General features: G+C 66.7%; 18 protein-coding genes. 6 read left to right on the forward strand and 12 right to left on the reverse strand.

Translation table 11 applies throughout. The features are described from left to right. Positions 1–206: 206 nt before the first annotated feature. The 3 genes from BGP73_RS14490 to thyX form a co-directional block, all read right to left on the reverse strand. The gene (locus BGP73_RS14490) at positions 207–1,892 is read right to left on the reverse strand and encodes a ribonuclease J (protein WP_069814837.1); all 1,686 of its coding nucleotides are present in this window, start codon (positions 1,890–1,892) and stop codon (positions 207–209) included. Between the two features lie 101 nt (positions 1,893–1,993). Beyond that, the gene (gene dapA / locus BGP73_RS14495; RefSeq protein ID WP_069814838.1) at positions 1,994–2,893 is read right to left on the reverse strand and encodes a 4-hydroxy-tetrahydrodipicolinate synthase; all 900 of its coding nucleotides are present in this window, start codon (positions 2,891–2,893) and stop codon (positions 1,994–1,996) included. Between the two features lie 206 nt (positions 2,894–3,099). After that, entirely contained in the window at positions 3,100–3,864 is a 765-nt protein-coding gene (gene thyX, locus BGP73_RS14500) for an FAD-dependent thymidylate synthase (RefSeq protein ID WP_374701148.1), read from the reverse strand. Between the two features lie 167 nt (positions 3,865–4,031). On the opposite strand from thyX, the gene BGP73_RS14505 reads away from it, so the two are divergent. Beyond that, positions 4,032–4,580, forward strand: coding sequence for a hypothetical protein (locus tag BGP73_RS14505; protein ID WP_069815361.1), 549 nt, complete (start codon positions 4,032–4,034; stop codon positions 4,578–4,580). A gap of 41 nt (positions 4,581–4,621) precedes the next feature. Here the strand turns inward: BGP73_RS14505 and BGP73_RS14510 are convergent, their stop codons facing one another. The 6 genes from BGP73_RS14510 to eccD form a co-directional block, all read right to left on the reverse strand. After that, positions 4,622–5,074: a hypothetical protein gene (locus BGP73_RS14510; protein WP_069814840.1), complete on the reverse strand. Its 453-nt coding sequence runs from the start codon at positions 5,072–5,074 to the stop codon at positions 4,622–4,624. 11 nt (positions 5,075–5,085) lie between these two features. Further along, positions 5,086–5,850 carry a 4-hydroxy-tetrahydrodipicolinate reductase gene (gene dapB / locus BGP73_RS14515; protein WP_069814843.1) on the reverse strand — a complete coding sequence of 255 codons (765 nt, stop codon included), beginning with the start codon at positions 5,848–5,850 and terminating at the stop codon, positions 5,086–5,088. 104 nt (positions 5,851–5,954) lie between these two features. Continuing rightward, on the reverse strand, positions 5,955–7,334 hold the full coding sequence (locus BGP73_RS14520; RefSeq protein WP_069814845.1) for a M16 family metallopeptidase: 1,380 nt from the start codon (positions 7,332–7,334) through the stop codon (positions 5,955–5,957). Next, positions 7,331–9,583 carry a polyribonucleotide nucleotidyltransferase gene (locus BGP73_RS14525; protein ID WP_069814847.1) on the reverse strand — a complete coding sequence of 751 codons (2,253 nt, stop codon included), beginning with the start codon at positions 9,581–9,583 and terminating at the stop codon, positions 7,331–7,333. The genes BGP73_RS14520 and BGP73_RS14525 overlap by 4 nt, the downstream gene beginning before the upstream one ends. Positions 9,584–9,978: 395 nt before the next feature. Then, a complete protein-coding gene (gene rpsO / locus BGP73_RS14530) occupies positions 9,979–10,266 on the reverse strand; it encodes a 30S ribosomal protein S15 (protein WP_069814849.1) in 288 nt (95 codons plus the stop codon). Positions 10,267–10,459: 193 nt separating this feature from the next. After that, complete coding sequence (gene eccD, locus BGP73_RS14535; RefSeq protein WP_069814851.1) at positions 10,460–11,929, reverse strand: type VII secretion integral membrane protein EccD; 1,470 nt, start codon at positions 11,927–11,929, stop codon at positions 10,460–10,462. 253 nt (positions 11,930–12,182) lie between these two features. Between eccD and eccCa the strand changes: the two genes are divergently transcribed. From eccCa to BGP73_RS14555, 5 genes are all read left to right on the forward strand, one after another. Beyond that, positions 12,183–16,178: a type VII secretion protein EccCa gene (eccCa, locus tag BGP73_RS14540; RefSeq protein WP_069814853.1), complete on the forward strand. Its 3,996-nt coding sequence runs from the start codon at positions 12,183–12,185 to the stop codon at positions 16,176–16,178. Positions 16,179–16,431: 253 nt separating this feature from the next. After that, on the forward strand, positions 16,432–16,854 hold the full coding sequence (locus tag BGP73_RS14545; protein WP_069814855.1) for a hypothetical protein: 423 nt from the start codon (positions 16,432–16,434) through the stop codon (positions 16,852–16,854). A 10-nt stretch (positions 16,855–16,864) separates the two neighbouring features. Beyond that, positions 16,865–19,183: a hypothetical protein gene (locus BGP73_RS14550; RefSeq protein WP_069814857.1), complete on the forward strand. Its 2,319-nt coding sequence runs from the start codon at positions 16,865–16,867 to the stop codon at positions 19,181–19,183. 48 nt (positions 19,184–19,231) lie between these two features. Further along, positions 19,232–19,828, forward strand: coding sequence for a hypothetical protein (locus BGP73_RS22905; RefSeq protein WP_139134570.1), 597 nt, complete (start codon positions 19,232–19,234; stop codon positions 19,826–19,828). Between the two features lie 163 nt (positions 19,829–19,991). Next, positions 19,992–20,222, forward strand: a complete 231-nt coding sequence (locus tag BGP73_RS14555; protein WP_069814858.1) for a DUF397 domain-containing protein — start codon at positions 19,992–19,994, stop codon at positions 20,220–20,222. Between the two features lie 76 nt (positions 20,223–20,298). Here the strand turns inward: BGP73_RS14555 and BGP73_RS14560 are convergent, their stop codons facing one another. From BGP73_RS14560 to BGP73_RS22155, 3 genes are read right to left on the reverse strand one after another with little or no spacing between them, the layout of a single operon-like run. Further along, positions 20,299–20,589 carry a WXG100 family type VII secretion target gene (locus BGP73_RS14560; RefSeq protein ID WP_069814860.1) on the reverse strand — a complete coding sequence of 97 codons (291 nt, stop codon included), beginning with the start codon at positions 20,587–20,589 and terminating at the stop codon, positions 20,299–20,301. Positions 20,590–20,625: 36 nt separating this feature from the next. Beyond that, positions 20,626–20,970 carry a WXG100 family type VII secretion target gene (locus BGP73_RS14565; RefSeq protein WP_069814862.1) on the reverse strand — a complete coding sequence of 115 codons (345 nt, stop codon included), beginning with the start codon at positions 20,968–20,970 and terminating at the stop codon, positions 20,626–20,628. A gap of 46 nt (positions 20,971–21,016) precedes the next feature. Continuing rightward, a complete protein-coding gene (locus BGP73_RS22155) occupies positions 21,017–22,186 on the reverse strand; it encodes a S8 family serine peptidase (RefSeq protein ID WP_079127564.1) in 1,170 nt (389 codons plus the stop codon). Positions 22,187–23,555 lie beyond the last annotated feature (1,369 nt).

Raw genomic sequence — 23,555 nt, forward strand, 5'->3', positions numbered from 1 at the left:
ATTCCAGAGGCCGTTGGAAAGCCTTTTGCCTTTCGGCTGACCCGACCGTAGCAGATTCTGCTTAGTCGGTTTCCCTCCGGGTTTTCGTTAAGGGCAGGCGCACTAGGCTTCCTGTCCCTCACCCCGGTGGAGCCGTAAAGGTACTGGACGGCCGCACCAGGAAGCAAATCCGCCCGGCACGACCGCCCAACAGGAGTGACGTGACGTCAGACCTCCACCACGACGGGGAGGATCATCGGACGACGGCGGTAGCTCTCGGACACCCATCTGCCGACGGCCCGGCGGATCAGCTGCTGGAGCTGGTGCGGCTCGGCGACCCCGTCCGAAGCGGACTTGGCCAGGGCTTCCTCGATCTTGGGGACGGCGGCGGAGAGCGCCGCGTCTTCGATGCCCGAGCCGCGGGCGTGGATGAACGGGCCGCCGGTGATCTTCCCGGTGGTGCTGTCCACCACCACGAAGACGGAGATGATGCCTTCCTCCCCGAGGATCCGCCGGTCCTTGAGGTGGGTCTCGGTCACGTCTCCGACGGAGAGCCCGTCGACGTAGACGTAACCCGCCTGCACCTTGCCGACGATCTTCGCGATGCCGTCGACCATGTCGACGACCACGCCGTCCTCAGCGATCACCACCCGGTCCTTGGGGATACCGGTGGAGGCACCGAGCTCGGCGTTGGCCCGCAGATGGCGCCACTCACCGTGCACCGGCATCAGGTTCCGCGGCTGGCAGATGTTGTAGAAGTACAGGAGCTCGCCGGCGGACGCGTGTCCGGAGACGTGCACCTTGGCGTTGCCCTTGTGGACGACGTTGGCGCCCCAGCGGCTCAGCCCGTTGATGACCCGGTAGACGGCGTTCTCGTTCCCCGGGATCAGCGAGGAGGCGAGGATGACCGTGTCGCCGGGGACGATGCGGATCTGGTGGTCCCGGTTGGCCATCCGCGAGAGGGCCGCCATCGGCTCTCCCTGTGACCCGGTGCAGACGAGCACCACCTCCTCGTCCCGGAGGTCGTCGAGCGTCTTGACGTCGACGACGAGGCCGGCCGGCACCCGCAGGTATCCGAGGTCCCGGGCGATCCCCATGTTGCGGACCATCGAGCGGCCGACGAAGGCCACCCGTCTGCCGTGCTCGTGCGCGGCGTCCAGGATCTGTTGGATGCGGTGGACGTGGCTGGCGAAGCTGGCCACGATGATCCGCTTCCGGGCGGTGGCGAAGACCTGCCCGAGGACGTTCGAGATCTCCCGCTCCGGCGGTACGAAGCCTGGCACCTCGGCATTGGTGGAGTCCGAGAGCAGCAGGTCGATGCCCTCCTCCCCGAGCCGGGAGAAGGCTCGCAGGTCGGTCAGACGACCGTCGAGGGGGAGCTGGTCCATCTTGAAGTCCCCCGTGTGTACCACCATGCCGGCGGGGGTCCGGATCGCCACGGCGAGCGCGTCCGGGATGGAGTGGTTCACCGAGACGAACTCGCAGTCGAACCCTCCGATCCGCTCCCGGTCCCCTTCCTTGACCTCGAGGGTGTAGGGGCGGATGCGGTGCTCCTGCAGCTTGGCCTCGATGAGGGCCAGGGTCAGCTTGGAGCCGATCAGCGGGATGTCGGCCTTGAGCCGGAGCAGGTACGGGACACCGCCGATGTGGTCCTCGTGCCCGTGGGTGAGCACGATGCCGTCGATGTCGTCGAGGCGGTCCCGGATGGTGGTGAAGTCAGGCAGGATCAGGTCGATCCCCGGCTGCTCCTCCTCGGGGAAGAGCACTCCGCAGTCGACGATCAGCAGCCGGCCGTCGTATTCGAAGACCGTCATGTTCCGGCCGATCTCCCCCAGCCCGCCCAGCGGGGTGACACGGAGGCCACCTTTGGGGAGCTTGGGAGGCGGGCCGAGTTCTGGATGGGGATGGCTCAAAGGACTCTCCTCACCACGCGCGCCACCTGCCCGTCGGGCACGTGGCGCGCGTGACATTCCTACACTTGCGTTTGCTCTTGCTATGCAGTTGTGAAGTCTGGTTACAGATGTACTCCACCGGCGGCGAGGTCGCGCCTCAGCTGCTCGGTCTCCTCCGCGGTGAGTTCCACCAGCGGCAGTCGCAGCGGTCCGGCGGGCAGCCCCTGCTGCACCAGGGCGGCCTTGGTCGTTATCACTCCCTGGCTGCGGAACATGCCGGTGAAGACCGGCAGCAGCTGCTGGTGGATCTCGGTCGCCTTGGCCACGTCGCCCGAGAGGTGCGCCTCCAGCAGCGCGCGCAGCTCGGGGGTGACGAGGTGTCCCACGACCGAGACGAAGCCCACCGCACCGACCGACAGCAGTGGGAGGTTCAGCATGTCATCGCCCGAGTACCAGGCCAGGCCCGACCGGGCGATCGCCCAGCTGGATCGGCCGAGGTCGCCCTTGGCGTCCTTGTTGGCGACGATCCGCGGGTGCTCGGCGAGCCGGACGATGGTCTCGGTGTTGATCGGCACACCGCTTCGGCCGGGGATGTCGTAGAGCATGACCGGCAGGTCGGTCGCGTCCGCGATGGCGCTGAAGTGCCGGTAGAGCCCTTCCTGCGGTGGCTTGCTGTAGTAGGGCGTCACCGCCAGCAGGCCGTGGGCGCCCGCCTTCTCGGCCGCGCGGGCCAGCGCGATGCTGTGCCGGGTGTCGTTGGTACCGGCTCCTGCCACCACGTGGGCCCGGTCGCCGACAGCCTCCACCACTGCCCGCACCAGCCGGGATTTCTCCTCGTCCGTCGTGGTGGGCGACTCGCCGGTCGTACCACTGACGACCAAGCCGTCGTTGCCGGCATCCACCAGATGGACGGCGAGTCGCTGCGCACCGTCGAGGTCGAGTTCACCATCGGCGGTGAACGGCGTGACCATGGCGGTCAGCATCCGCCCGAACGGGGTCTGTGGTGTGGAGGTCGGAGCCATGGGACCCACGCTACTCGGAGGGCACCCCGGAGCGCGCCCTCGGGTGACCGGGGACAGGGATCCCGGCACTGCCTGCTCGGGGGTTCAGACAGTGCCGGGTCCGCTTTTCAGCCTAAATGAACTTCTTGAAAGCATGCAATCCGGACACCTCTCCAGAGGTGCCGTGGCGCTGATCACCAGGGCTTCGCACCCGGTCGGGCGGCCGATCAGGGCGCGACGCGGCCGTTGTCGTTGAAGGCCGCGTAGGTGAGCGGCATCAGCTTCGCCCACTCGGCCTCCATGCGCTCTCCCACCATCTCGATCTCCCGCTGCGGGAAGGAGGGTACGGCCGCCCGCTCGTGCTGGGTCCGCAAGCCGAGGAAATGCATCAGGGAGCGGGCGTTGCAGGTGGCGTACATGGAGGAGAAGAGCCCCACCGGGAGGACCGAGCGGGCCACCTCGCGGGCCACTCCGGCGGCCAACATCTCCTGGTAGGCGTCATACGCCTCCCGGTAGGCACGCTCCGTCACCCGGGTGGTCAGTTCGTGCTGCTCCTCGGTACCGGCCACGAAACGGTACTTGCCTGGGCGCCCTTCCTGCACGAGCTTGCGGGACCGGCCCGGGACGTAGAAGACGGGTCGCAGTTCCCGGTAGCGCCCGGACTCCTCGTTGTAGGACCAGCCGACCCGGTGCCGGAGGAACTCCCGGAAGACGAAGATCGGCGCGCTGATGAAGAAGGTCATCGAGTTGTGCTCGAAGGGGCTGCCGTGCCGGTCTCTCATCAGGTAGTTGATCAGCCCCTTGGAGCGCTCCGGGTCCTTCTGGAGCTCCTCGAGGGACTGCTCTCCGGCGGTCGACACTCGGGCGGCCCAGAGGACGTCGGAGTCCGCGGCGCTGCACTTCACCAACTCGACGGTCACATCGTCGCGGAAGCTGGGTTCGACGCTCTGAGCGGGGGTCTCGGTCACCGGCGGGTCCCTTTCACTGTTCATCACAGGGGCTCCGCCCAGCTTAGGACTCCGCACTGACACCCCGGCCCGGACGCGGTGCGGCGGCGGTCCGGACCGGGCAAGGTGGCCCGCCCCACGATTACCCGGATAATCTCACCGGGCACAGCCCTACCGAGCGTGCCAGCGTGCACATGAGTGAGGACCCCGTCGTGCCACTGACCTTTCTGACCGACGAGCGCGCTGTCATGGAGACTCCGGACGAGACGACGGCCCGTCTCGACGACCGCAGTCGCTGGCGGCGTCCGTACCGGCCCGGCCCCTACCGGGTCGGGGCTGCGGCACTCCTGATGCTGCTCGCCGCCTACGTGCTCTTCGCCGGGGTGATCATCGCCCTGGCAGGCCCCCTGAAGGGCGCGGGCGCCTGCCTCGCGCTGGCCGCCGTACTGATCGCCCTGGCGCTCCGCCTGCTGCGGATGGGCGCCTGGGTGAGCGAGCGGGGCGTCCGACGAGTCGGTCTGCTGTCCACCACCACCCTGCCGTGGCGGCGGCTGGCGAGCGTCCGGACGACCCAGCAGCCGGTGAAGTGGCTGGGACTGCCGCGCACCGTGCAGGGGCAGGCGCTACTCGCCGTTCCGCTCACCGGCGAGCCGCCGCGCCCGCTGCTCACCGACCACAACGCGGACTTCCTCGGCCGTTCCGAGGCCTTCGCCAGGGCCTGCGACGCCATCGAGGCCTGGGCGGACGAGTACCGCCGCTGAGGGCCGTCCCCGAGGGGCGGAGTTCTGACCGGGCCCGGCCCTCAGGACCGTGGAGTCTCGCTCTCCCGGAGGGAGATGGCCCGCTGCATCGCCTTCCGGGCCCGCGGGGTGTCCCGGGCGTCGTGGTAGGCCACGGCGAGCCGGAACCAGTTCCGCCAGTCCTCCGGTGCCTGTTCGGTCTCCCTGCGGCGTTCGGCGAAGACCGCGTCGGCGCAGTCCCGGTCGATACGGCCGCTGGGGGTGCGGAGCAGTTCGTCCCTGGGCAGGCCTCCCTCGGCGTCCAACTCCGCCGCCAGGCGGTTGGCGCGGACGGCGAACCGGGTGGCCTGCCAGAGGAACCAGCCGCCGATCAACGGCAGTACCAGGACCGACGCGCCGAGGACGACGGTGACCGGGGTGCCCTCCTCGATGAGCAACACCCCTCGGCTGCCCACCAGGACGAAGTAGACGACCAGGACGGCCGAGAGTACGAAGTGCGTGATCTTCGCGCGCATGGAGCCGTCACTCAGCCGAGGTCGAGGAAGTTCTCCAGGCCGAAGGTGATGCCCGGGGCGGTGGGCACCCGCCGTACCGCCAGCAGGATCCCCGGCATGAAGCAGCTGTGGTGCAGGGAGTCGTGACGGATGGTCAGGGTCTCGCCGGTGTCGCCGAGGAGCACTTCCTGGTGGGCCAGGAGGCCGCGCAGCCGTACGGCGTGCACGGGGACTCCGTCGACATCGGCGCCCCGGGCCCCCTGCAGCGCACTGCTGGTGGCGTCCGGCTGCGGCGCCGCGCCGGCCTCGCGGCGGGCCTCGGCGATGAGCTGCGCGGTCCTGGTGGCCGTACCGGAGGGTGCGTCGGCCTTGTTCGGGTGGTGCAGTTCGACGACCTCGACCGATTCGAAGAACCGGGCCGCCTGCCGGGCGAAGGCCATGCTCAGCACGGCCCCGATAGAGAAGTTCGGTGCGATGAGCACCCCGGTCGAACCGGCGGACGGCGAGGCGTCGAGAGCCTCGCGCAGCCGGCCCAGGCGCTCTTCGGTCCAGCCGGTGGTGCCGACCACGCCGTGGATGCCGTGCGCCACACAGAATTCGAGGTTTTCCATCACCGAGTCCGGGTGGGTCAGCTCCACGGCGACCTGCGCCCCCGCCTCGGTGAGCTCCTCCAGCCGGTCGCCCCGGTCGAGCGCGGCGACGAGCTCCAGGTCATCGGCGTTCTCGACCGCCCGGGCCGCCTCCGAGCCGATGCGCCCCTTGGCCCCGATGACCGCCACCCGCAGCTTGCTGCTCATAGTGCTCCGTTCTTCACGGTGTGGTTCTGCCGTCCTGCTGGACGGGTCCCGCTGGCTTCCACTCGAAAGCGTGACAGGGAGCGATGCCCGTCAGCATCCTCCGTTCACGCGACGGTCTCGCTCAGCCGGTCCGCCTGCCGGTCCCGCAGCGGGCCGATCACCGACAGCGAAGGCCGCTGACCGAGGATGTCACGGGCCACCGCCCGTACCTCCTCCGGTGTGACGGCGCTGATCCGCTCCAGCATGTCGTTGACGGACATCTGGTCGCCCCAGCACAGCTCGCCCTTGCCGATGCGGTTCATCAGCGCGCCGGTGTCCTCCAGACCGAGGACGGTCGATCCGGACAGCTGGCCGACGGCACGCCGCAGCTCCGCGTCGCTCAGGCCCTCCGCCGCGACCTGGTCCAGCTCGTCCCGGCAGATCTTCAGTACGTCGTGGACCTGGTTCGGACGGCAGCCGGCGTAGATCCCGAAGAGTCCGCAGTCGGCGAACCCGGCGGTGAAGGAGTAGACGGCGTAGGCCAATCCGCGCTTCTCGCGGACCTCCTGGAAGAGACGGGAGCTCATGCCGCCGCCGAGCGCGGCGTTCAGCACACCGAGCGCCCACCGCCGGTCGTCGGTGCGCGGGATACCGGGCACACCGAGGATCACGTGCGCCTGCTCGGTCTGCCGGTCGAGCAGGTCGACCCGGCCGGCGGTCCGCAGCGTGTGGCTTCCCGCTCGCGGCGGGACCGGCTCCGCGCCGGTACGGGAGAGCGCCCCGACCCGGTCGAACGCTCGGTACACGTGTTCGACAACCGACTCGTGTTCGACGTTGCCCGCGGCCGCGACGACCAACCGGGTCGGGTCGTAGTGCTCCTGGTAGAACCGCTCGATCCGGTCCCGGGTGAGGCCGTTCACCGTGTCGACGGTGCCCAGTACCGGGCGGCCCAGGGCCGTCTCCCCGAACATGGTCTCGGCGAAGAGATCGTGCACACCGTCCCCGGGGTCGTCCTCGGTCATGGCGATCTCTTCGAGGATGACCCCCCGCTCGGCCTCCACGTCCTCGGCGGCGATCAGCGAGCCGGTCAGCATGTCGCTCACCACGTCGATGGCGAGCGGGAGGTCGTCGTCGAGCACACGGGCGTAGTAGCAGGTGTACTCCTTCGCGGTGAAGGCGTTCATCTCGCCGCCGACCTCGTCGACGGCCGCGGAGATGTCCAGCGCGCTACGCCGTTCGGTGCCCTTGAAGAGGAGGTGCTCCAGGTAGTGCGTGGCGCCGTTGAGTTCCGGGGTCTCGTCCCGGGAACCGACGTGCGCCCAGATGCCGAAGGTGGCGGAGCGCACGCTGGGGAGGGTCTCGGTGACGACGCGGAGGCCACCGGGCAGAGTGGTGCGGCGGACCGCGCCGACGCCGTTCTCGCCGGTGAGCAGGGTTTCGGTACGGGCGACGGCCCGCCCCTCCGAGGAGGCGCGGGCCGTCGTCCGGTCTGTACGGACCGTCACTTCGCGGCTTCGTCCTTCGTCTGGAACTTGGCCTCGGGCTGCTCCTCGGCCTCGGCACCGGCCTTCTCCTCGTCCTCCAGGACGGGGATCAGTGAGAGCTTGCCCCGGGAGTCGATCTCGGCGATCTCGACCTGGACCTTGGCGCCGACCTGGAGGACGTCGTCGACGTTCTCGACCCGCTTGCCGCCAGCGAGCTTACGGATCTGCGAGACGTGCAGCAGACCGTCCTTGCCCGGCATCAGGGAGACGAAGGCTCCGAAGGTGGTGGTCTTCACCACGGTGCCCAGGTACCGCTCACCGACCTCCGGCATCGTCGGGTTGGCGATGCCGTTGATGGTGGCGCGGGCGGCTTCGGCGGCCGGTCCGTCGGAGGCACCGATGTAGATGGTGCCGTCGTCCTCGACCGAGATGTCCGCGCCGGTGTCCTCCTGGATCTGGTTGATCATCTTGCCCTTGGGGCCGATGACCTCGCCGATCTTGTCGACCGGGATCTTGACGCTGATGACGCGCGGGGCGTTCGGCGACATCTCGTCCGGGACGTCGATGGCCTCGTTCATCACGTCCAGGATGTGCAGCCGGGCGTCCCGGGCCTGCTTGAGGGCCGCCGCCAGCACCGAGGCCGGGATGCCGTCCAGCTTGGTGTCCAGTTGGAGGGCGGTGACGAACTTCCGGGTGCCGGCGACCTTGAAGTCCATGTCACCGAAGGCGTCCTCGGCACCGAGGATGTCAGTGAGCGTCACGTAGTGCGTCTGCCCCTCGACCTCCTGGGAGATCAGGCCCATGGCGATGCCGGCGACAGGGGCCTTCAGCGGCACACCGGCGTTCAGCAGCGACATGGTGGAGGCGCAGACCGAGCCCATGGAGGTGGAGCCGTTGGAGCCGAGCGCCTCGGAGACCTGCCGGATGGCGTACGGGAACTCCTCGCGGTCGGGCAGCACCGGCAGCAGGGCCCGCTCGGCCAGCGCGCCGTGGCCGATCTCACGCCGCTTGGGGGAGCCCACCCGGCCGGTCTCTCCGGTGGAGTAGGGCGGGAAGTTGTAGTTGTGCATGTACCGCTTGCGGGTCACCGGCGAGAGGGTGTCCAGCTGCTGCTCCATCCGGAGCATGTTCAGCGTGGTGACGCCCAGGATCTGGGTCTCGCCGCGCTCGAAGAGCGCCGAGCCGTGCACCCGCGGGATCGCCTCGACCTCGGCTGCGAGGGTGCGGATGTCGGTGACACCACGGCCGTCGATGCGCACCTTCTCCTTGATGATGCGCTCGCGGACCAGGGTCTTGGTCAGCGACCGGTACGCGGCCGAGATCTCCTTCTCCCGGCCCTCGAACTGCGGCAGCAGCTTCTCGGCCGCCAGGTTCTTGACGCGGTCGAGTTCGGTCTCCCGCTCCTGCTTGCCGGCGATGGTCAGCGCCTGGGCCAGCTCGTCCCGGACGGCCGCGGTCAGCGCCTCCAGGACGTCGTCCTGGTGGTCCAGGTAGATCGGGAACTCGGCGGTCGGCTTGGCAGCCTTGGCGGCCAGCTCGGACTGCGCCTGGCAGAGGGCCTTGATGAACGGCTTGGCGGCCTCCAGGCCGGCGGCCACGACCTCCTCGGTGGGGGCCTCGGCGCCGTCCTTCACCAGCTGGATGGTCTTCTCGGTGGCCTCGGCCTCGACCATCATGATCGCGACGTCGCCGTCCTCGAGCACGCGGCCCGCGACGACCATGTCGAAGATGGCGTTCTCCAGCTCGCTGTGGGTCGGGAACGCCACCCACTCTCCGTTGATCAGTGCGACCCGGGTACCGCCGATGGGGCCGGAGAACGGCAGACCGGCGAGCTGCGTCGAACAGGAGGCGGCGTTGATGGCGACCACGTCGTAGAGGTGGTCGGGGTTGAGCGCCATGATCGTCTCGACGATCTGGATCTCGTTCCGCAGTCCCTTCTTGAAGGAGGGGCGCAGCGGGCGGTCGATGAGGCGGCAGGTGAGGATCGCGTCCTCGGAGGGCCGCCCCTCGCGGCGGAAGAAGGAGCCGGGGATGCGCCCGGCGGCGTACATCCGCTCCTCGACGTCGACCGTGAGCGGGAAGAAGTCGAGCTGCTCCTTGGGGTGCTTCGAGACGGTGGTGGCCGACAGCACCATGGTGTCGTCGTCCAGGTAGGCCACCGCGGAACCGGCGGCCTGACGGGCCAGCCGGCCCGTCTCGAAGCGGATGGTGCGGGTGCCGAAGGATCCGTTGTCGATCAGCGCTTCGGCGTAGTGGGTCTCGTTCTCCACCAGGAAATTCTCCTCGTCTGCGTCCCTCGCCCGGGTGGCGGGGACGTGCGGTGGAGCGTCCCGGTCCGCTCGCTCCCTCCGGCCGGGCCGGTCTTCGATCGAAGCCCCCGGGATACGCGCGGTGCGCGTCGTTCCGGCGGCCACTACCGAGGACCGGCGCCTGCGGCGTCGGTGCGGCGGTGGGGTGCGCCCCTCCTCGTCACGGCTCCGCGTCGGTCGCGCAGCCGCGTTGTTTGCTTTTGTTGGGCATTACCAGACTACAAAGCTTCCCTCGGCGTCACGAGGGATGAAGCCTCCGGACTGCCGGAACGCCACTCGCGCGGTCACCCTCCCCGAGCGGCGTACGGCGAAGGGAGCGGCTCCCAGCGGGTGGGAACCGCTCCCTTCGCAGCGACTTACTTGGCGCCCGCGGCGCCGCGGCGGATGCCGAGGCGTTCCACCAGCTGGCGGAAGCGGGTGATGTCCTTCTTCGCCAGGTACTGCAGGAGGCGGCGTCGCTGGCCGACCAGGAGCAGCAGACCCCGGCGGGAGTGGTGGTCGTGCTTGTGGGTCTTGAGGTGCTCGGTCAGGTCCGAGATCCGGCGGGAGAGCAGTGCGACCTGGACCTCGGGGGAGCCGGTGTCGCCCTCCTTGGTCGAGAACTCGGCCATGATCTGCTTCTTCGTAGCGGCGTCAAGCGACACGCGGTACTCCTCAAATTCTTCTTCGAAACCACCGAGTGCCCCTGGTCTGACTCGCAGGGGAGCTTCCATTACTCGGGAGGTGAGGTCCGCTGGGCGCTGTCCCCAGCTCGACGAGCCGCCGGGGACGCGTACACGAACGGCCGCCATCACAGTAGCAGTCCCCGGGCCTCCCCTCGGCCGCCGGTCGCTCCGGTCATCCGCTGGTCATGCTGCGAGCCGAGGTGTAAACGTCGAGGACCGCCAGGCAGAGCGGCACCAGGGACAGCAGTAGGAGGCTCTCGGACACCTCGAGGAAGCGGCCCCAGAAGGGTGACAGCCCCTTCCGGGGGACGATCAGGGCCACCGCGACCAGCAGGGCCGCGCCGAAGGCCACCGCGGCGGCGAGCCAGAGCGTCCGGATGTCCATCGCTGAGGTACTGCCGGCCAGCAGCTCCGCCACCGCCGCGGGCGGCGGGTTGAGCGACAGCCCCAGCAGCAGCAGCGACAGCGACGACAAACCGGCGCACAGGACGCAGCCGACCTGCGAGGTGTACCGGAAGAGCCGGGCCCGCAGCAGCATCGCGAGCCCCGTGGCGAGGGCGAGCAACTGGGCCCAGACGATCTCGGAGAAGCTGAGCACCGCGGCCGACCCGATCACGACGAGGGCGCAGCCGCCGACCAGACCGAGCAGCATCTCGTGGCCTCGACGCGCCTGTCCCGCGATGCGCTCGCCGTCCACCGGTTCGGCCGCCGGCAACGCCTCCGGGTCGGCGTCGAGGTCGCCCTCGCCTCCGGCCCGCGGCGCGGCGTAGCCGATGGGCAGTCGGGCGAAACGGGCGGACAACCCCGGCAGGAAGGCGACGGCGCCGATGGCCGCCGGAGCGCAGACGGCGGCGACATCGGTGGCCGAGGCGTCGGCGAGGACGGCGGTGAAGGTGGCGAGGGTACCGACCGCGGCCGCGAAGGTCGTCGCGACGAACGGGCCGTCGCCACTCGGTGTGAGCGCGACCAGGGCGACCGATCCCACCAGGACGCAGGCGCAGCCGAGGAGGAACTGCAGCCGACCGGCCCCCTGCCCCGCCTCGGGGGCCAGGATGCCGGAACCGGCGATCATCAGGTGCGGCATCGCCCCCAGACCGAGGGCGACGGCGGAGGCGCGGTCCCCGTAGACCCGGGCGCGCACCCCGGCCAACGCCGTCAGCAGCAGGGCCGCGGCGCCGGCGACGACGCCCGGCAGGCCGTGCATGTCATGCCGGAGAGGGTCGGCGAACCAGATCACGAAACCCATCAGGGCGAGCAGCACCACCCCACCGGTGAGGCCGGCACCGCGCAGCAGGTCGTCGGTCCAGCGGCGGCGGTCCCGGGCGACGGCCGACGCGACCGCGTCGGAGACGTCGTCGAAGACGGCGGGCGGCAACGAGTCCGCGAAGGGGCGGAGCAGCAACACCTGTCCGTCGAGGACGCCCTGGGCGGTGAGCGACCGGGCGCCGTCGAGCACCGAGCCGTCACAGCGCACCAGGTGGTAGCCGACGGGGGCGCCCACCGCCTGTGACTGGCCGGTCAGCCGGAGGACCTCGGGGCAGAGGTCCGCCACCGCCACGTCGTCCGGAAGAGCGACATCGATACGGCTGTCGGGTGCTACGACGGTGACCCGGCAGAAGCCGGTCGCTGTGGCCGTACTCACCTGGTGAGACCCCCTGTTTCCGGTAGTACGCGGTGTATTCGGTCAGTTTCCCGCCGGCTTCTTCCGCCGGGTTTCCGGTGTTCTCTCCGACGGTGCGCGGCCCCGCGGCTCCGTCACACACAGTGCGCGGGCGACACCCTACCGCCACCGGTCCCATGGTCTTGCCATAGGATCACCGCCGCTGGGAGGGGAGCTGTCGCCACGCGGGCGCCGGCGCGAACTCCTCTGTCCGTACCGAGGGATTGGTGCTCCGGTGAGCCAGATCGTCGTCAAACGCCCGCCGCGTTCGCTGCCGCCCGAGGTGCCCCTCGACGAGCTGCGCCTCGAAGCGCCGCCCGAACTGCCCCGCGGGCAGCAGGACGGCGTGCTGATGCAGCTGCTGCCGATGCTCGGCATGGGGTCCTCGGTCGTCTTCTTCTTCAACCCCGGCGCGCATCCCTTCATGCGGGTGATGGGCTCGCTGATGCTGGTGTCCACGCTGGCGATGGTGATCGCCCAGGTCGTCCGGTACCGCCGCGGCACCCAGGGCCAGTTGGCCGACGCCCGGCGCGACTACCTCAAGTACCTGGCGCAGACGCGCCGGAAGGTCCGCCGTACGGCACGCGCGCAGCGCGACGCACAGCTCTACCTGCACCCTGCCCCGGACCAGCTGTGGTCCCTGATCGCCCGGGCGTCCTCCCGGTCGGCGGGCGAGGGGCAGTCCCGGGTGTGGGAACGCCGGGTCGCCGACGAGGACTTCGGCCAGGCCCGGATCGGCCTGGGCACCCAGCAACTGTCCACCCCCCTGGTGGCGCCGGACACCGCGCCGGTTGACGAGCTTGAGCCGCTGACGGCCGGGGCGATGCAGCGCTTCCTGTCGGTCCACGGCTCCGTGGAGGGCCTGCCGATGGCCCTGTCGCTGCGCGCCTTCTACCACGTGACCGTCTCCGGCCAGCCCGAAGCCGCACAGGGCACGGCCCGGGCGCTCATCGCCCAGCTGGCCGCCTTCCACTCCCCCGAGGACCTGCTGATCGCGGTGGTGGCCGGCCCCGGCGCCGTCGCGCGTTGGGACTGGACCAAGTGGCTGCCGCACGCGCAGTTGGCCGGTGCCGTGGACGGCGCGGGCAGCAAGCGGCTGTTCGGCGACGACCTCGGAGAACTCGAGCAACTGCTGGCCGACCGCCTCGAGGGCAGGTCCCGGTTCAGCCGGGAGAGCCCTCCGCTGCTCGACCAGCCCCACCTGCTCGTCGTCCTGGACGGCGGCATGGTGCCGCCGGACTCCGTCTTCGCCGCACCGGAGGGCCTGCAGGGCGTCACCATCGTCGAGATGGTCTCGGGCGAGCTGGGCGAACCCCGCGGCGGCCTGTCGGTAGTGGTGCACCCCGGACGGCTGCGACTGGAGTCGGCCTCCGGGATCTGCTATGACGGCTCCCCCGACACCCTGTCGCTGGAGGCCGCCGAGGCCCTTGCCCGGCAACTGGCCCCGCTGCGCGCGGGGACCGGGGACGACGACGAACCCCTGCTCGCCAACCTCGACTTCACCGAACTGCTCGGGCTGGGCGACGCGGCCTCGGTGGACGTGGCCCGCACCTGGCGCCCGCGCTCGACGGCCGAGCGTCTGCGGGTGCCGATCGGCGTCGGCGAGGACGGCCAGCCGGTGATGCTGGACCTCAAGGAGGCGGCCCAGGAGGGCATGGGCCCGCACGGGCTGTGCGTGGGCGCCACCGGTTCGGGCAAGTCCGAGCTGCTGCGCACCCTGGTGCTGGGGCTCGCGGTGACCCACCCCTCGGAGACCCTGAACTTCGTACTGGCGGACTTCAAGGGCGGTGCCACCTTCGCCGGCATGTCCCAGCTGCCGCACGTGGCGGCCGTCATCACCAACCTCGCCGACGACCTGACCCTCGTCGACCGCATGGGCGACTCGATCCGCGGTGAGCTCCAGCGCCGGCAGGAACTGCTCCGCTCCTCCGGCAACTTCGCCAACGTGCACGACTACGAGAAGGCCAGACTGGCCGGGACCCCGCTGGAACCACTGGCCTCCCTCGTCCTGGTCATCGACGAGTTCAGCGAACTGCTGACGGCCAAGCCCGACTTCATCGACATGTTCATCCAGATCGGCCGCATCGGCCGGTCGCTCGGTGTCCACCTGCTCCTCGCCTCGCAGCGGCTGGAGGAGGGCCGGCTACGCGGTCTGGACACATACCTCTCTTACCGGATCGGGCTCCGCACCTTCTCCGCGGCCGAGTCCCGCACCGCCCTGGGCGTGCCGGACGCCTACCACTTGCCGTCCGTACCGGGATCCGGGTTCCTCAAGTTCGGCACGGACGAGATGACCCGCTTCAAGGCCGCCTACGTGTCCGGCCCCTACCAGGCGGGAAACACCCGGCGGGCGGCGGAGGGCCGCAGCGGGCTGGCCGTGGAGCGCAAACCCGTGCTGTTCAGCGCCGCACCGGTGGCCGTCTCACTGCCGCCCCCGGACCCACAGACCCGTCTCCGCCCCGGCCGGGCTCCGGCCGAGGACGACGCGTTGGCCGACACCGTCCTGGACGTCGTCGTCCAGCAGCTGGAGGGCCGCGGCGCACCGGCCCACCAGGTCTGGTTGCCGCCGCTGGACCACGCCCCGTCGCTCGACCGGCTGCTGGAGTCCCTGAAGGTGACCGAGGGGCGCGGCCTGCAGTCGGCGGCGGAGCAGCAGCAGGGGCGGCTGACCGTACCGCTGGGGCTGGTGGACAAGCCCTTCGAGCAGCGCCGGGAGACGCTCGTGCGGGACTTCTCCGGCGCCGCCGGCCACATGATGGTGGTGGGCGGACCGCAGTCCGGCAAGTCCACCCTGCTCCGCACCCTGATCGCCTCCTTCGCGCTCACCCACACCCCGCACGAGGTGCAGTTCTACGCCCTGGACTTCGGCGGCGGCACGCTCAGCGGCGTGGCCGACCTGCCCCACGTCGGCGGGGTCGCCTCCCGCCTCGACCCGGAACGCGTGCGTCGGACAGTGGCCGAGGTCGCCGGTGTGCTCGCCCGTCGTGAGGAGTTCTTCCGGCAGCACAACATCGACTCCATCGCCACCTACCGCAGGCAGCGAGCGGCCGGGCGGCTGCCGGGCGAGGAGTGGGGCGACGTCTTCCTGGTCATCGACGGCTGGGGCGCCTTCAAACAGGACTACGAGCTGATGGAAGGGGTCATCGCGGACATCGCAGCCCGCGGCCTCGGCTACGGAGTGCACGTCGTCCTCACCGCCTCCCGCTACATGGAGGTACGAGCGGCGCTCAAGGACCAGATCCTCTCCCGGCTGGAGCTGCGCCTGGGCGACACCATGGACTCCGAGTTCGACCGGAAGGTCGCGGCCAACATCCCGAAGGGCGTCCCCGGACGGGGGCAGGTGCCGGAGAAACTGCACTTCATGACGGCACTGCCGCGTATCGACGGCTCCTCGGCCGCGGAAGACCTCTCGGAGGCCACCGCGGACCTGGTCCGACAGATCGCGACCGGTTGGCAGGGACCGCCGGCCCCCAAGGTCCGGCTGCTGCCCCGCAGGCTCACCGCCGACCGGCTGCCCAAGGGCTACGAGTTCCCCCAGCAGGGCATCGCGATCGGCATCGACGAGACCGACCTCGAGCCGGTCTTCGTCGACTTCGAATCCGACCCGTTCTTCCTGGTCTTCGGCGAGAGCGAGTCGGGGAAGACGGCGCTGCTGCGACTGATCGCCAAACAGCTCTCGGAGCGGTACACACCGGAGCAGGCGCGCATCGTGGTCGGCGACTACCGGCGCACGCTGCTGGAGGCCGTCCCGGAGAGCCACCTCCTCGAGTACGCGCCGCTGGCCGCCTCCCTCCAGATGCACATGGAGGCCGTCAACACGGTGATGCAGAAACGTGCCCCGAAGCCCGACATCACTCCGCAGCAGCTGCGCGACCGCAGCTGGTGGTCGGGCCCGCAGCTGTTCGTCATCGTCGACGACTACGAACTGGTGGCCACCAACTCCGGCAACCCCCTCTCGGTGCTGACGGAGAACCTGCCGTTCGCCCGCGACGTGGGCATCCGGTTCATCATCGCCCGCAGCTCCGCGGGGGCCTCCCGTGGGATGTACGAGTCCTTCATGCAGCGCGTCAAGGAGCTCGGCGCGCAGGGCGTCGTCCTCTCCAGCGACCGGAGCGAGGGCGACATCCTCGGCAACGTCCGCTCCCAGCCGCTGCCGCCCGGGCGGGGGTACTTCGTCTCCCGGCGGCGGGGGACGCCGCTGGTGCAGTTGGGCTGGCTGCCGGACCACTGAGCCGGACCCAACGGATCCCCGGGATGGTCATGTCCCGGGGATCCGCCCTCCGGTGGTCCGGGCGTGTGCCGGAACACCGCGCTCGCCCGGGTCGACCGACCAGGCAGGCACAGAAAGTGCCTGTGCCACCACACAGCGCTTGTTACCGTCAGCAGAGGCGCTCGTGTGCCGGATCCCGCACGTACTGGAAACGCGGCCGGCATTGGCAACCAGCGGCCGCTGGTACCGAAAGCCGCAGAGAGGAAGACGACTCATGGGCTTTGACGAGGAGTGGGGGCAGGCCCGCGCACAGGCCAGCACCCGTATGCAACTCGCCTCCGCCACGACCCACGACGCTGCCGGTGGCGGGGGCGGCAGCGGAGGCGACTTGGTGCACAGCTCCAGCGCACTGAGCGCGGTGGCCAAGGCCGCCTACGACCTCTACTTCGACCTCCACGCCGCCGGCAAACTCGCCAAGGAGAACTCAGAGGCGGCAGCGAGCAGCCTCACCGGCGACGGCTTCCGCACCGGTGCCGCGCTGAGCAAGGCACTGGGCACCTGGGGCACCCAGGTGCGGAGCCTCATGGACGCCTGCGCACACATCCAGCGGCACCTTGAGGGGTCCAACGCCGCCTACCACGAACGCGAGATGGTGACGGAGACGACACTCCAGCAACTCAAGAAGAACTTCAGCTGAGGAGCCTCCCTTGCTCGGTTTCGATGATGTGCTCAATGTACGTCTGGGCGCTCTCGATGACGCGGTCAGTGACTGGACGGCGACCGTGAAACGGCTCAGGCACTTGGCGGAGGAGGACGCTCCGGCGATGAGGCGGAAGTCGGATCAGGCCGACTGGAAGGGCGAGAACGCGGCGGTCACCAAGCCCTTCGTCCGCAAGACCGTCAAGGAGTTCGACGACGCGCTCAAGGAGGCCACCAGCATCCGCAACATCCTCCGGGACGCGAAGAAGAAGTTCGCCGAGCACCGCACGGCCCTCCAGAACCTCATCGAAGAGGCGCCGGAGCACCAGGTGCACATCGACGCCCGGGGGACCGTCCGCTCCACCAAGGTCCAGGCCCCGCTCTCCGCCGACTACTGGCAGAACACCCCGGCCCTGGCACCGCAGCACACCGACGACAAGGCCGTCACCGCCATGGCGGGCCGCATCAAGAAGGTCCTCGAAGCCGCCACCCACGACGACGAACTCGTAGCGGAGGCACTCAACGCCATCGTCGGCGACAACACGCACGACTTCACCAACACGGGGTTCGCGAACCTCAAGGACGCGCAGGCCTACGCTGACGCCCAGACGGCAGCCGAACTGGCCAATAAGATCTCCACCGAGGGAACGGCTCCCAACCTGGAGGAGTTGCGGCAGCTGGGGAAGCTGATGGACACCCACAGCGGTGATCCGATCTTCGCCACCAACTTCTACCGGGCCATGGGGGCAGAAGGCTCACTGGAGTTCTACGCCAATGCCGCCATCGATTCATCGACCCTCGGCGACCAGACACGGCAGAACCTCATCCGCAACATCCAGAACGACATGGGCACGATGCTCGGCATCGCGTCCGACAAAGATACCGCTGGGCATCTGGACCAAGCGTGGGTCAACGACCTCCTCAAGGCCGGCCACAAAGAACTTGATATCCATATGGGTGACCTCGGGACTCAGGTCTATGGGCATCAGGCACTCGCCTCGATCATCCGGAACGGCGAATACGACCCCGACTTTCTCGTGCAGGTCGGTCGCGACATGGTGGGGATGGACCACAACGATCCTGAGGTCTGGTACAACACACCAACCAACAAGGACATCGGACTCAATTTCGACGAGTCGAGCGGAAGGGGCTTCTACCCGTTCACCGGGCTCATGGAGGCTTTGGCGAACAACCCCGCGGCAGCCACCGAGTTCTTCTCCGATTCGGTGCGCACGGATAGCAACGGCGATGGTATCTACACCGACGAAGATGACTTCGCCACCGTCGCCTATGACTCGAACTACGACGGGACGATCAGCCCGACAGACAAGAAGACTCCCCTCAGCATTGTCGACTTCATGCTCGACAAGGACCCACTCGCAGACGCGCGCGACTACAGTTCCGACGGCGAGCCACAACCAGCACAGAGAGCACTTGGAAACGCCCTGGAAGCCGCAGTAGAGAAAGAACCTTCGGGGGCATGGAGCGAGGAGTATCATCTCGATCGCAGATCGAAGGCAGACGACATCATGTTCCGGGTGGTCGACAAGATCGCATCAGAGCCTTCCCTATTGAACGGAAAAGAGCCTGGCAGTCCTGGCCCTCTGACAGGACTTGCTAAGAATTTCGGCAACATGGCTGCCGCCTATATGCCCGAGATGCAATTGGCGCTGGAGGATGTCTCCTATCTGACGGACAAGGAAAAGCCTCCCCCCGTGTTCGACGAACCGAAAATGCAAACCTTTCTGACTGCCGTTGCTCAGCATCCAGGAGCCTACGGCACTATTACAGCAGCACAGGAGGCCTACACAAATCTCCTCATCAGAGACGCAGTTGACAGCACGGATGACCCAGTCCACCTAAAAACCAGGGTGGAACACGCAGTCAAGCCAGGCGCCCAAATTGCCGGAATCATAAATGAGGCTCGCTCCGCAGCGATCCACGAAAAAATTCTGTACGACCAAGACGAGTACAACGCCGCCATCGATGAAAAAATTGGATCAGCCAGGTCTGCGATCGAGTTGTTCACCGGAAAATACATCGAGAAAATCCCCGGCGGAGAAAGCTTGATCGACGAGATCGAGGATGCAATCAGCAAGCGCGCATACACGGACGAATCAGAGAGAGCAGCAGAAGAACACACTAAAGAATACCTTGAACCGAAAAGAGTCGTCAAAAATTCCGTAGTAGAAGCCCTGAGAGTCGCTGCTATAAATCACAAGATGTCTGACGAAGATTTCCGTGAAATCACTACATCCGCTTCAGTTGCAGCGGGACAAGCTTATACCGAGGGGAGCGCTGATGCGGCGAAGTCAAGGTCGCGATGATCTTAGACAATTCCCTGAAGCTATCATCGCACGCGAGGAACAATGGCAGTGAATTTCAACCAAAATCCTTGCATTCGCGTCACAGGTTGCACAATCTTCACCTTTATCCTTGTTTTAACTCTAGCCAGCTGCTCGAAAGATGAAACTGTCAGGACTAAGCTCGATCCCCCCACCGATTCATGCTGGAGCAGCCTGAACAGAGAAAAATTGCGAGAACTTCTACCACATGGAGAGCGTGTAAGCAGTGCCATTATCCCGAAAAAAGGATTTGCATTGCCTGAAAAGATCTACAGTTCGTGCATCGTATACGTAGACGGATTCAACGCTTTCACGGCTGCTGCTAACCTTAGGCGTGATAAAAGCGCCGCTGAGTTCGAAGTCCCAGAAGACGCAAACAGGAAACCCCTACAACTCGGAGGCGACGCAGAGGCCTGGTCATGGGAAGGACAAGCAGCTGCCGTATATCACTGCAAAATCCCGCCACACAAAATCAGAAATATACCCCATCGAAAGCCTTACAAATACGTCACTCTTCGCGTATTCACCTATACCCCAGACAAAGGAAATAAGCACCGAGCCCCTCTTGTCTCACTGCTCAAAGAATTCAAGGACTTCACTGACAAACAGCTTGAGTGCGTAAAATGAGACCACTGTTCGCCCAACCCTGTTTCTACGACACTCAGATGTTCGGCCGCTTGATCAAAAGCCAGTTGCCTCACATAGCGCATAAGTTTGAGCTTGAATAGGCAGTCACAGGCGTCAAACCCTCCGAGGTCGGCATCCGCCGGCCAACTCGAAAGGCAAACTGATGGTTGATGACCGAGAGAAGGCCGAGCTGTACGCACTTGACATCTCGGATGTGGAGTGGGTTGGTCCCCCTGGTGACCCCTCTGAGGAGAGGGTCGAGATCGCGCATCTCCCCGGGGGCGCGGTAGCGATGCGCTCCTCTGCGGACCCGGACACAGTCCTCCGCTACACCGAGGCCGAGTGGCGTGCGTTCGTCCTCGGCGCACGTGACGGCGAGTTCGACCTCAAGTAGTGGCCGCCACGCGAGAAGGCTGTGGGCAGCCGTCCCGACCGCCCACAGCCTTCTCATTTCGCCTTGCCGACTTGCCTCAGATGCGGAACTGGGCTGCGGCACCCTTGTCCGTCGCCCTGTAGCCCTCGGTTGCGGTCATCAGCGCCCGTGAGATCTGAAGCAGGCTGGAGTGGAGCCCCTCAGCGTTCCGGGTCCAGTCGGTCTGGGTCTCGTGGAAGGCGGTCTTCGCTTCACCTTCCCAGGTGTTGACCACCCTCGTCACACGCCGGTGAAGGCCTTCCAGTTGCTCCTTGATGTCATTGGCCGTCCGGCGGATGTCCTCGGACGCGGTGGTGACGGTCTCGTAAGTTACCGCGGTGGTGGTCACTGTCTCTCCTTACTCGACGAACAGCTGCCTGGCCGGCTATGCCAGGTCCAGAATCTTGCTCTGACCGCCCGGTTCCGCCTGCAGCTTCTGGAACTGCTGGAGTTGGTCAAGCTCCTGTTGGTCAAACCCGTCCCGGCTCATCTTCATGGCCTCTTCGACAATGACGAGTTTTTCGCGGATGCTCCTCGCATGATTGTTCACATTCCGCTGGAGTTCGTTGTAGGCACCGGCAGCCGAGCCCTTCCAGCCACCCTCGATCCTGTCCACGACAGCGTTGAGGGACCGAATCTTCTCGTCGAGCATGTCCTGCATGGTGTCCAAGTCCTTGACCAGTTGGTCAAGCTCACTCGAGCTGACATCAAGCTTTCCCGTCTCGCCCATATCGGGATCCTTTCTTCTCCACAAATTCGGTCACGGCTGAACTGAGCTACGGAGACTTACGTCGAACCCTCATGACAAGCACCGCCGCTGCTATGGCAACTGCGGCGACAGCTCCCACCGCGGTCCACAGGATCGCCGGCCGTCCTGCCTCGCCGGCTGTTTCCGCTTCTCCGTCTTCGCGGTCCGCAGGTTGGTTCGGAGGTTCGTCAGCGTTCTTACCCTCGGGCGCGGACGTCGCAGGGGTGGGCTTGGCCGATTCCCGCGCGGCGAGAAGCGGGTTGACATCCGGCGGGCCTGGATCCCCCTTGCCCTCGAGGAGCACTTGAGCCGGGCGAATACTTCCGTAGCCCAGGTACTTACTCGGGATCTTTCCCTTGGGCTTACCGGCTGTTTCCATCATGACCCGAAGAACCTGATTGCTCGTCCAGTCTGGATGTTTCGACCAGATGAGTGCTGCGGACCCGGAGGCGATGGCGGTGGCATTGCTCGTACCTGAGGTCATGCAGAATTTGCGCCTCTCTGGGCAGCGTCCGGGCATTTCGTCTCCGGCAGCAACCAAGGCGACCTCGGGGCCATAGGTAGACCACGCAGCAGAACGGCCATTCCGATCGACTGCCCCAATGCCGACCACCCCAGGCGTGGCAGCAATACCGGAATGTGCGTTGCCACTCTCCCCCTCATTCCCGGTACCTGCGAACACCAAGACATCATTCTTTAGCGCATGATCGACAGCAGATTGCAGTTCAGGATATTTCCCTGGACCTTGATCAAATCGCATGGAGATATTGATGATCTTGCTTCCATTGTCAATGGCATAGCGAATCGCTCTTGCCATAGACTTCGGCGCGTAATCCTCTTTACTGTTCCATGGCCGTATTGGCAGAATCTTGGCATCCGGCGCAACGCCTTGGATTCCCCCACCGGCACCCGTTCCAGCGATAAGCGAGGCCATCTGCGTGCCGTGCCCATTGTCGTCATCATTGATGTCTCTGGGACTGTGGGAAAGGTCTGCCCCCGGCAGAACTCTTCCTTTTAGCTCCGGGAGAGAGTCATCAACTCCCGTATCAATCACCGCTACTTTTATTTTCTCGCCTGTACTGACCTCCCACATGAGATCAGCCTTCATGGCGTCCAGATACCACTGGTCCTGGTCTAGAGCTGCTGCCGCTGGGGCGAAGCCTCCGACAGAAACGAACACGGCAGCAGTGAGCCCCATGAACACTGGCCACCTCCATCGATCGAAGGCCGAACACCACATGAGCTAATGCTCTCCTTTTTGCCAAAATTTGGCCGTGCTTAGTCAATGACTGGTGGAACTGTTCTACGATGCCCTACTGTCCATGCCTCCTCACCTCTCCCAGAATGTGCCTCAGTCTCATCCAGGAGCCCCTCGTCTGTTGATTCCTGACGCCCGCGCGCCGTTGAAGGACCGGCATCGGCTCGGATGAGCCCTGAGCCGCCTGGCGTGAAAGTGGATTTACCACGATCGGTCATTCTGAGTTGGCCAACCTGGCCGCCTTGGTGGGATGCAAGCCTCCGTGTCGGCGCTTGTTTCCCCGTTGCCGCTGAACTCCCTGTTTGAGAGCCGCCTCCAGGCGGGCCGGGCATACGACCAGTGGCCCCTCGTTCCTCTCCCGCAACCGCTCCACCAGGGATCCGGGGAGTTGGAGCAGCGAGACTTCTCTTTCCCATACCACCAATGACTCCGTCACGGCCACCTTTATGGGGGCTTTCAAGCTGTCCACGTGGGCCACCTGGTACACCCCTTGACACACCGGATGACTGCGAACGTTGAAGCGTGTTCCATGCGGCGGGAATGCCGGGCCGAATTTGAGGCGGTGAACTATCCGAGCTCGCGTTCTGCGTAACGGAATTAGAGGAGATATTTACCGGATACGCCTTGTTTTCGGAGACTGCTGGAATGACGGCAGAGTCGATTACCGTGCCCGTTTCCCGCGCTACTGATCCAACGTCTACCGGCTTGCCTGCCTGGGAGACGCCAGACTCAAGCGGTTCGTTGACTCTGCGTCCATAAGCTGATGCATGTCCCTCTTCCAGAGCCCGTGCAGAGATCAAGTCATCGAAGACCTCACCTCGCCTTGCTCCTGCCATCGGCCGGAAGTTGGGCTCGGGCTCAGCGTTTATGACGGCTGAGGAAGTCCGGTAGTAGGAGGAAAGCCGGTTCAGCTGCGCGATGGCTTCCTCTCGTTTGCCCTTCTCCTCCTTGAGCCGGGCAGCTTCCTTCACCGGGTCGATGGAGCACTCGCCGTTGGGCTTCGGTACAGCTGCCTGAGCTTCCCTCAGCGCCTGCCCGGCATGGGCCATTTGAGCACCGACGACAGTGCTGTACTCACCGAGCCTGAGGGTCTCGTTGATCATCTCCCGCCCCCACTCGCGGAAGGCGTCGCCCCCCTCGCCCTCCCACTCGACCCGACCGACGTAGACCCGGAGAGCCTCGGCGACTTGGTTGATCTTGGAGCTGGCCTCTCTCAACGCCTCGCTCACGCTGGTGAGTTCTGCGGGATTGGCATTCGCCACCATTGCGTAGAGCGCGTCCAGCGAACTGCCTTCGAACTCGTCCTGCG

Origin of the sequence: Streptomyces sp. TP-A0874 (genome assembly GCF_001748085.1) — a bacterium.
Lineage (GTDB): Bacteria > Actinomycetota > Actinomycetes > Streptomycetales > Streptomycetaceae > Streptomyces.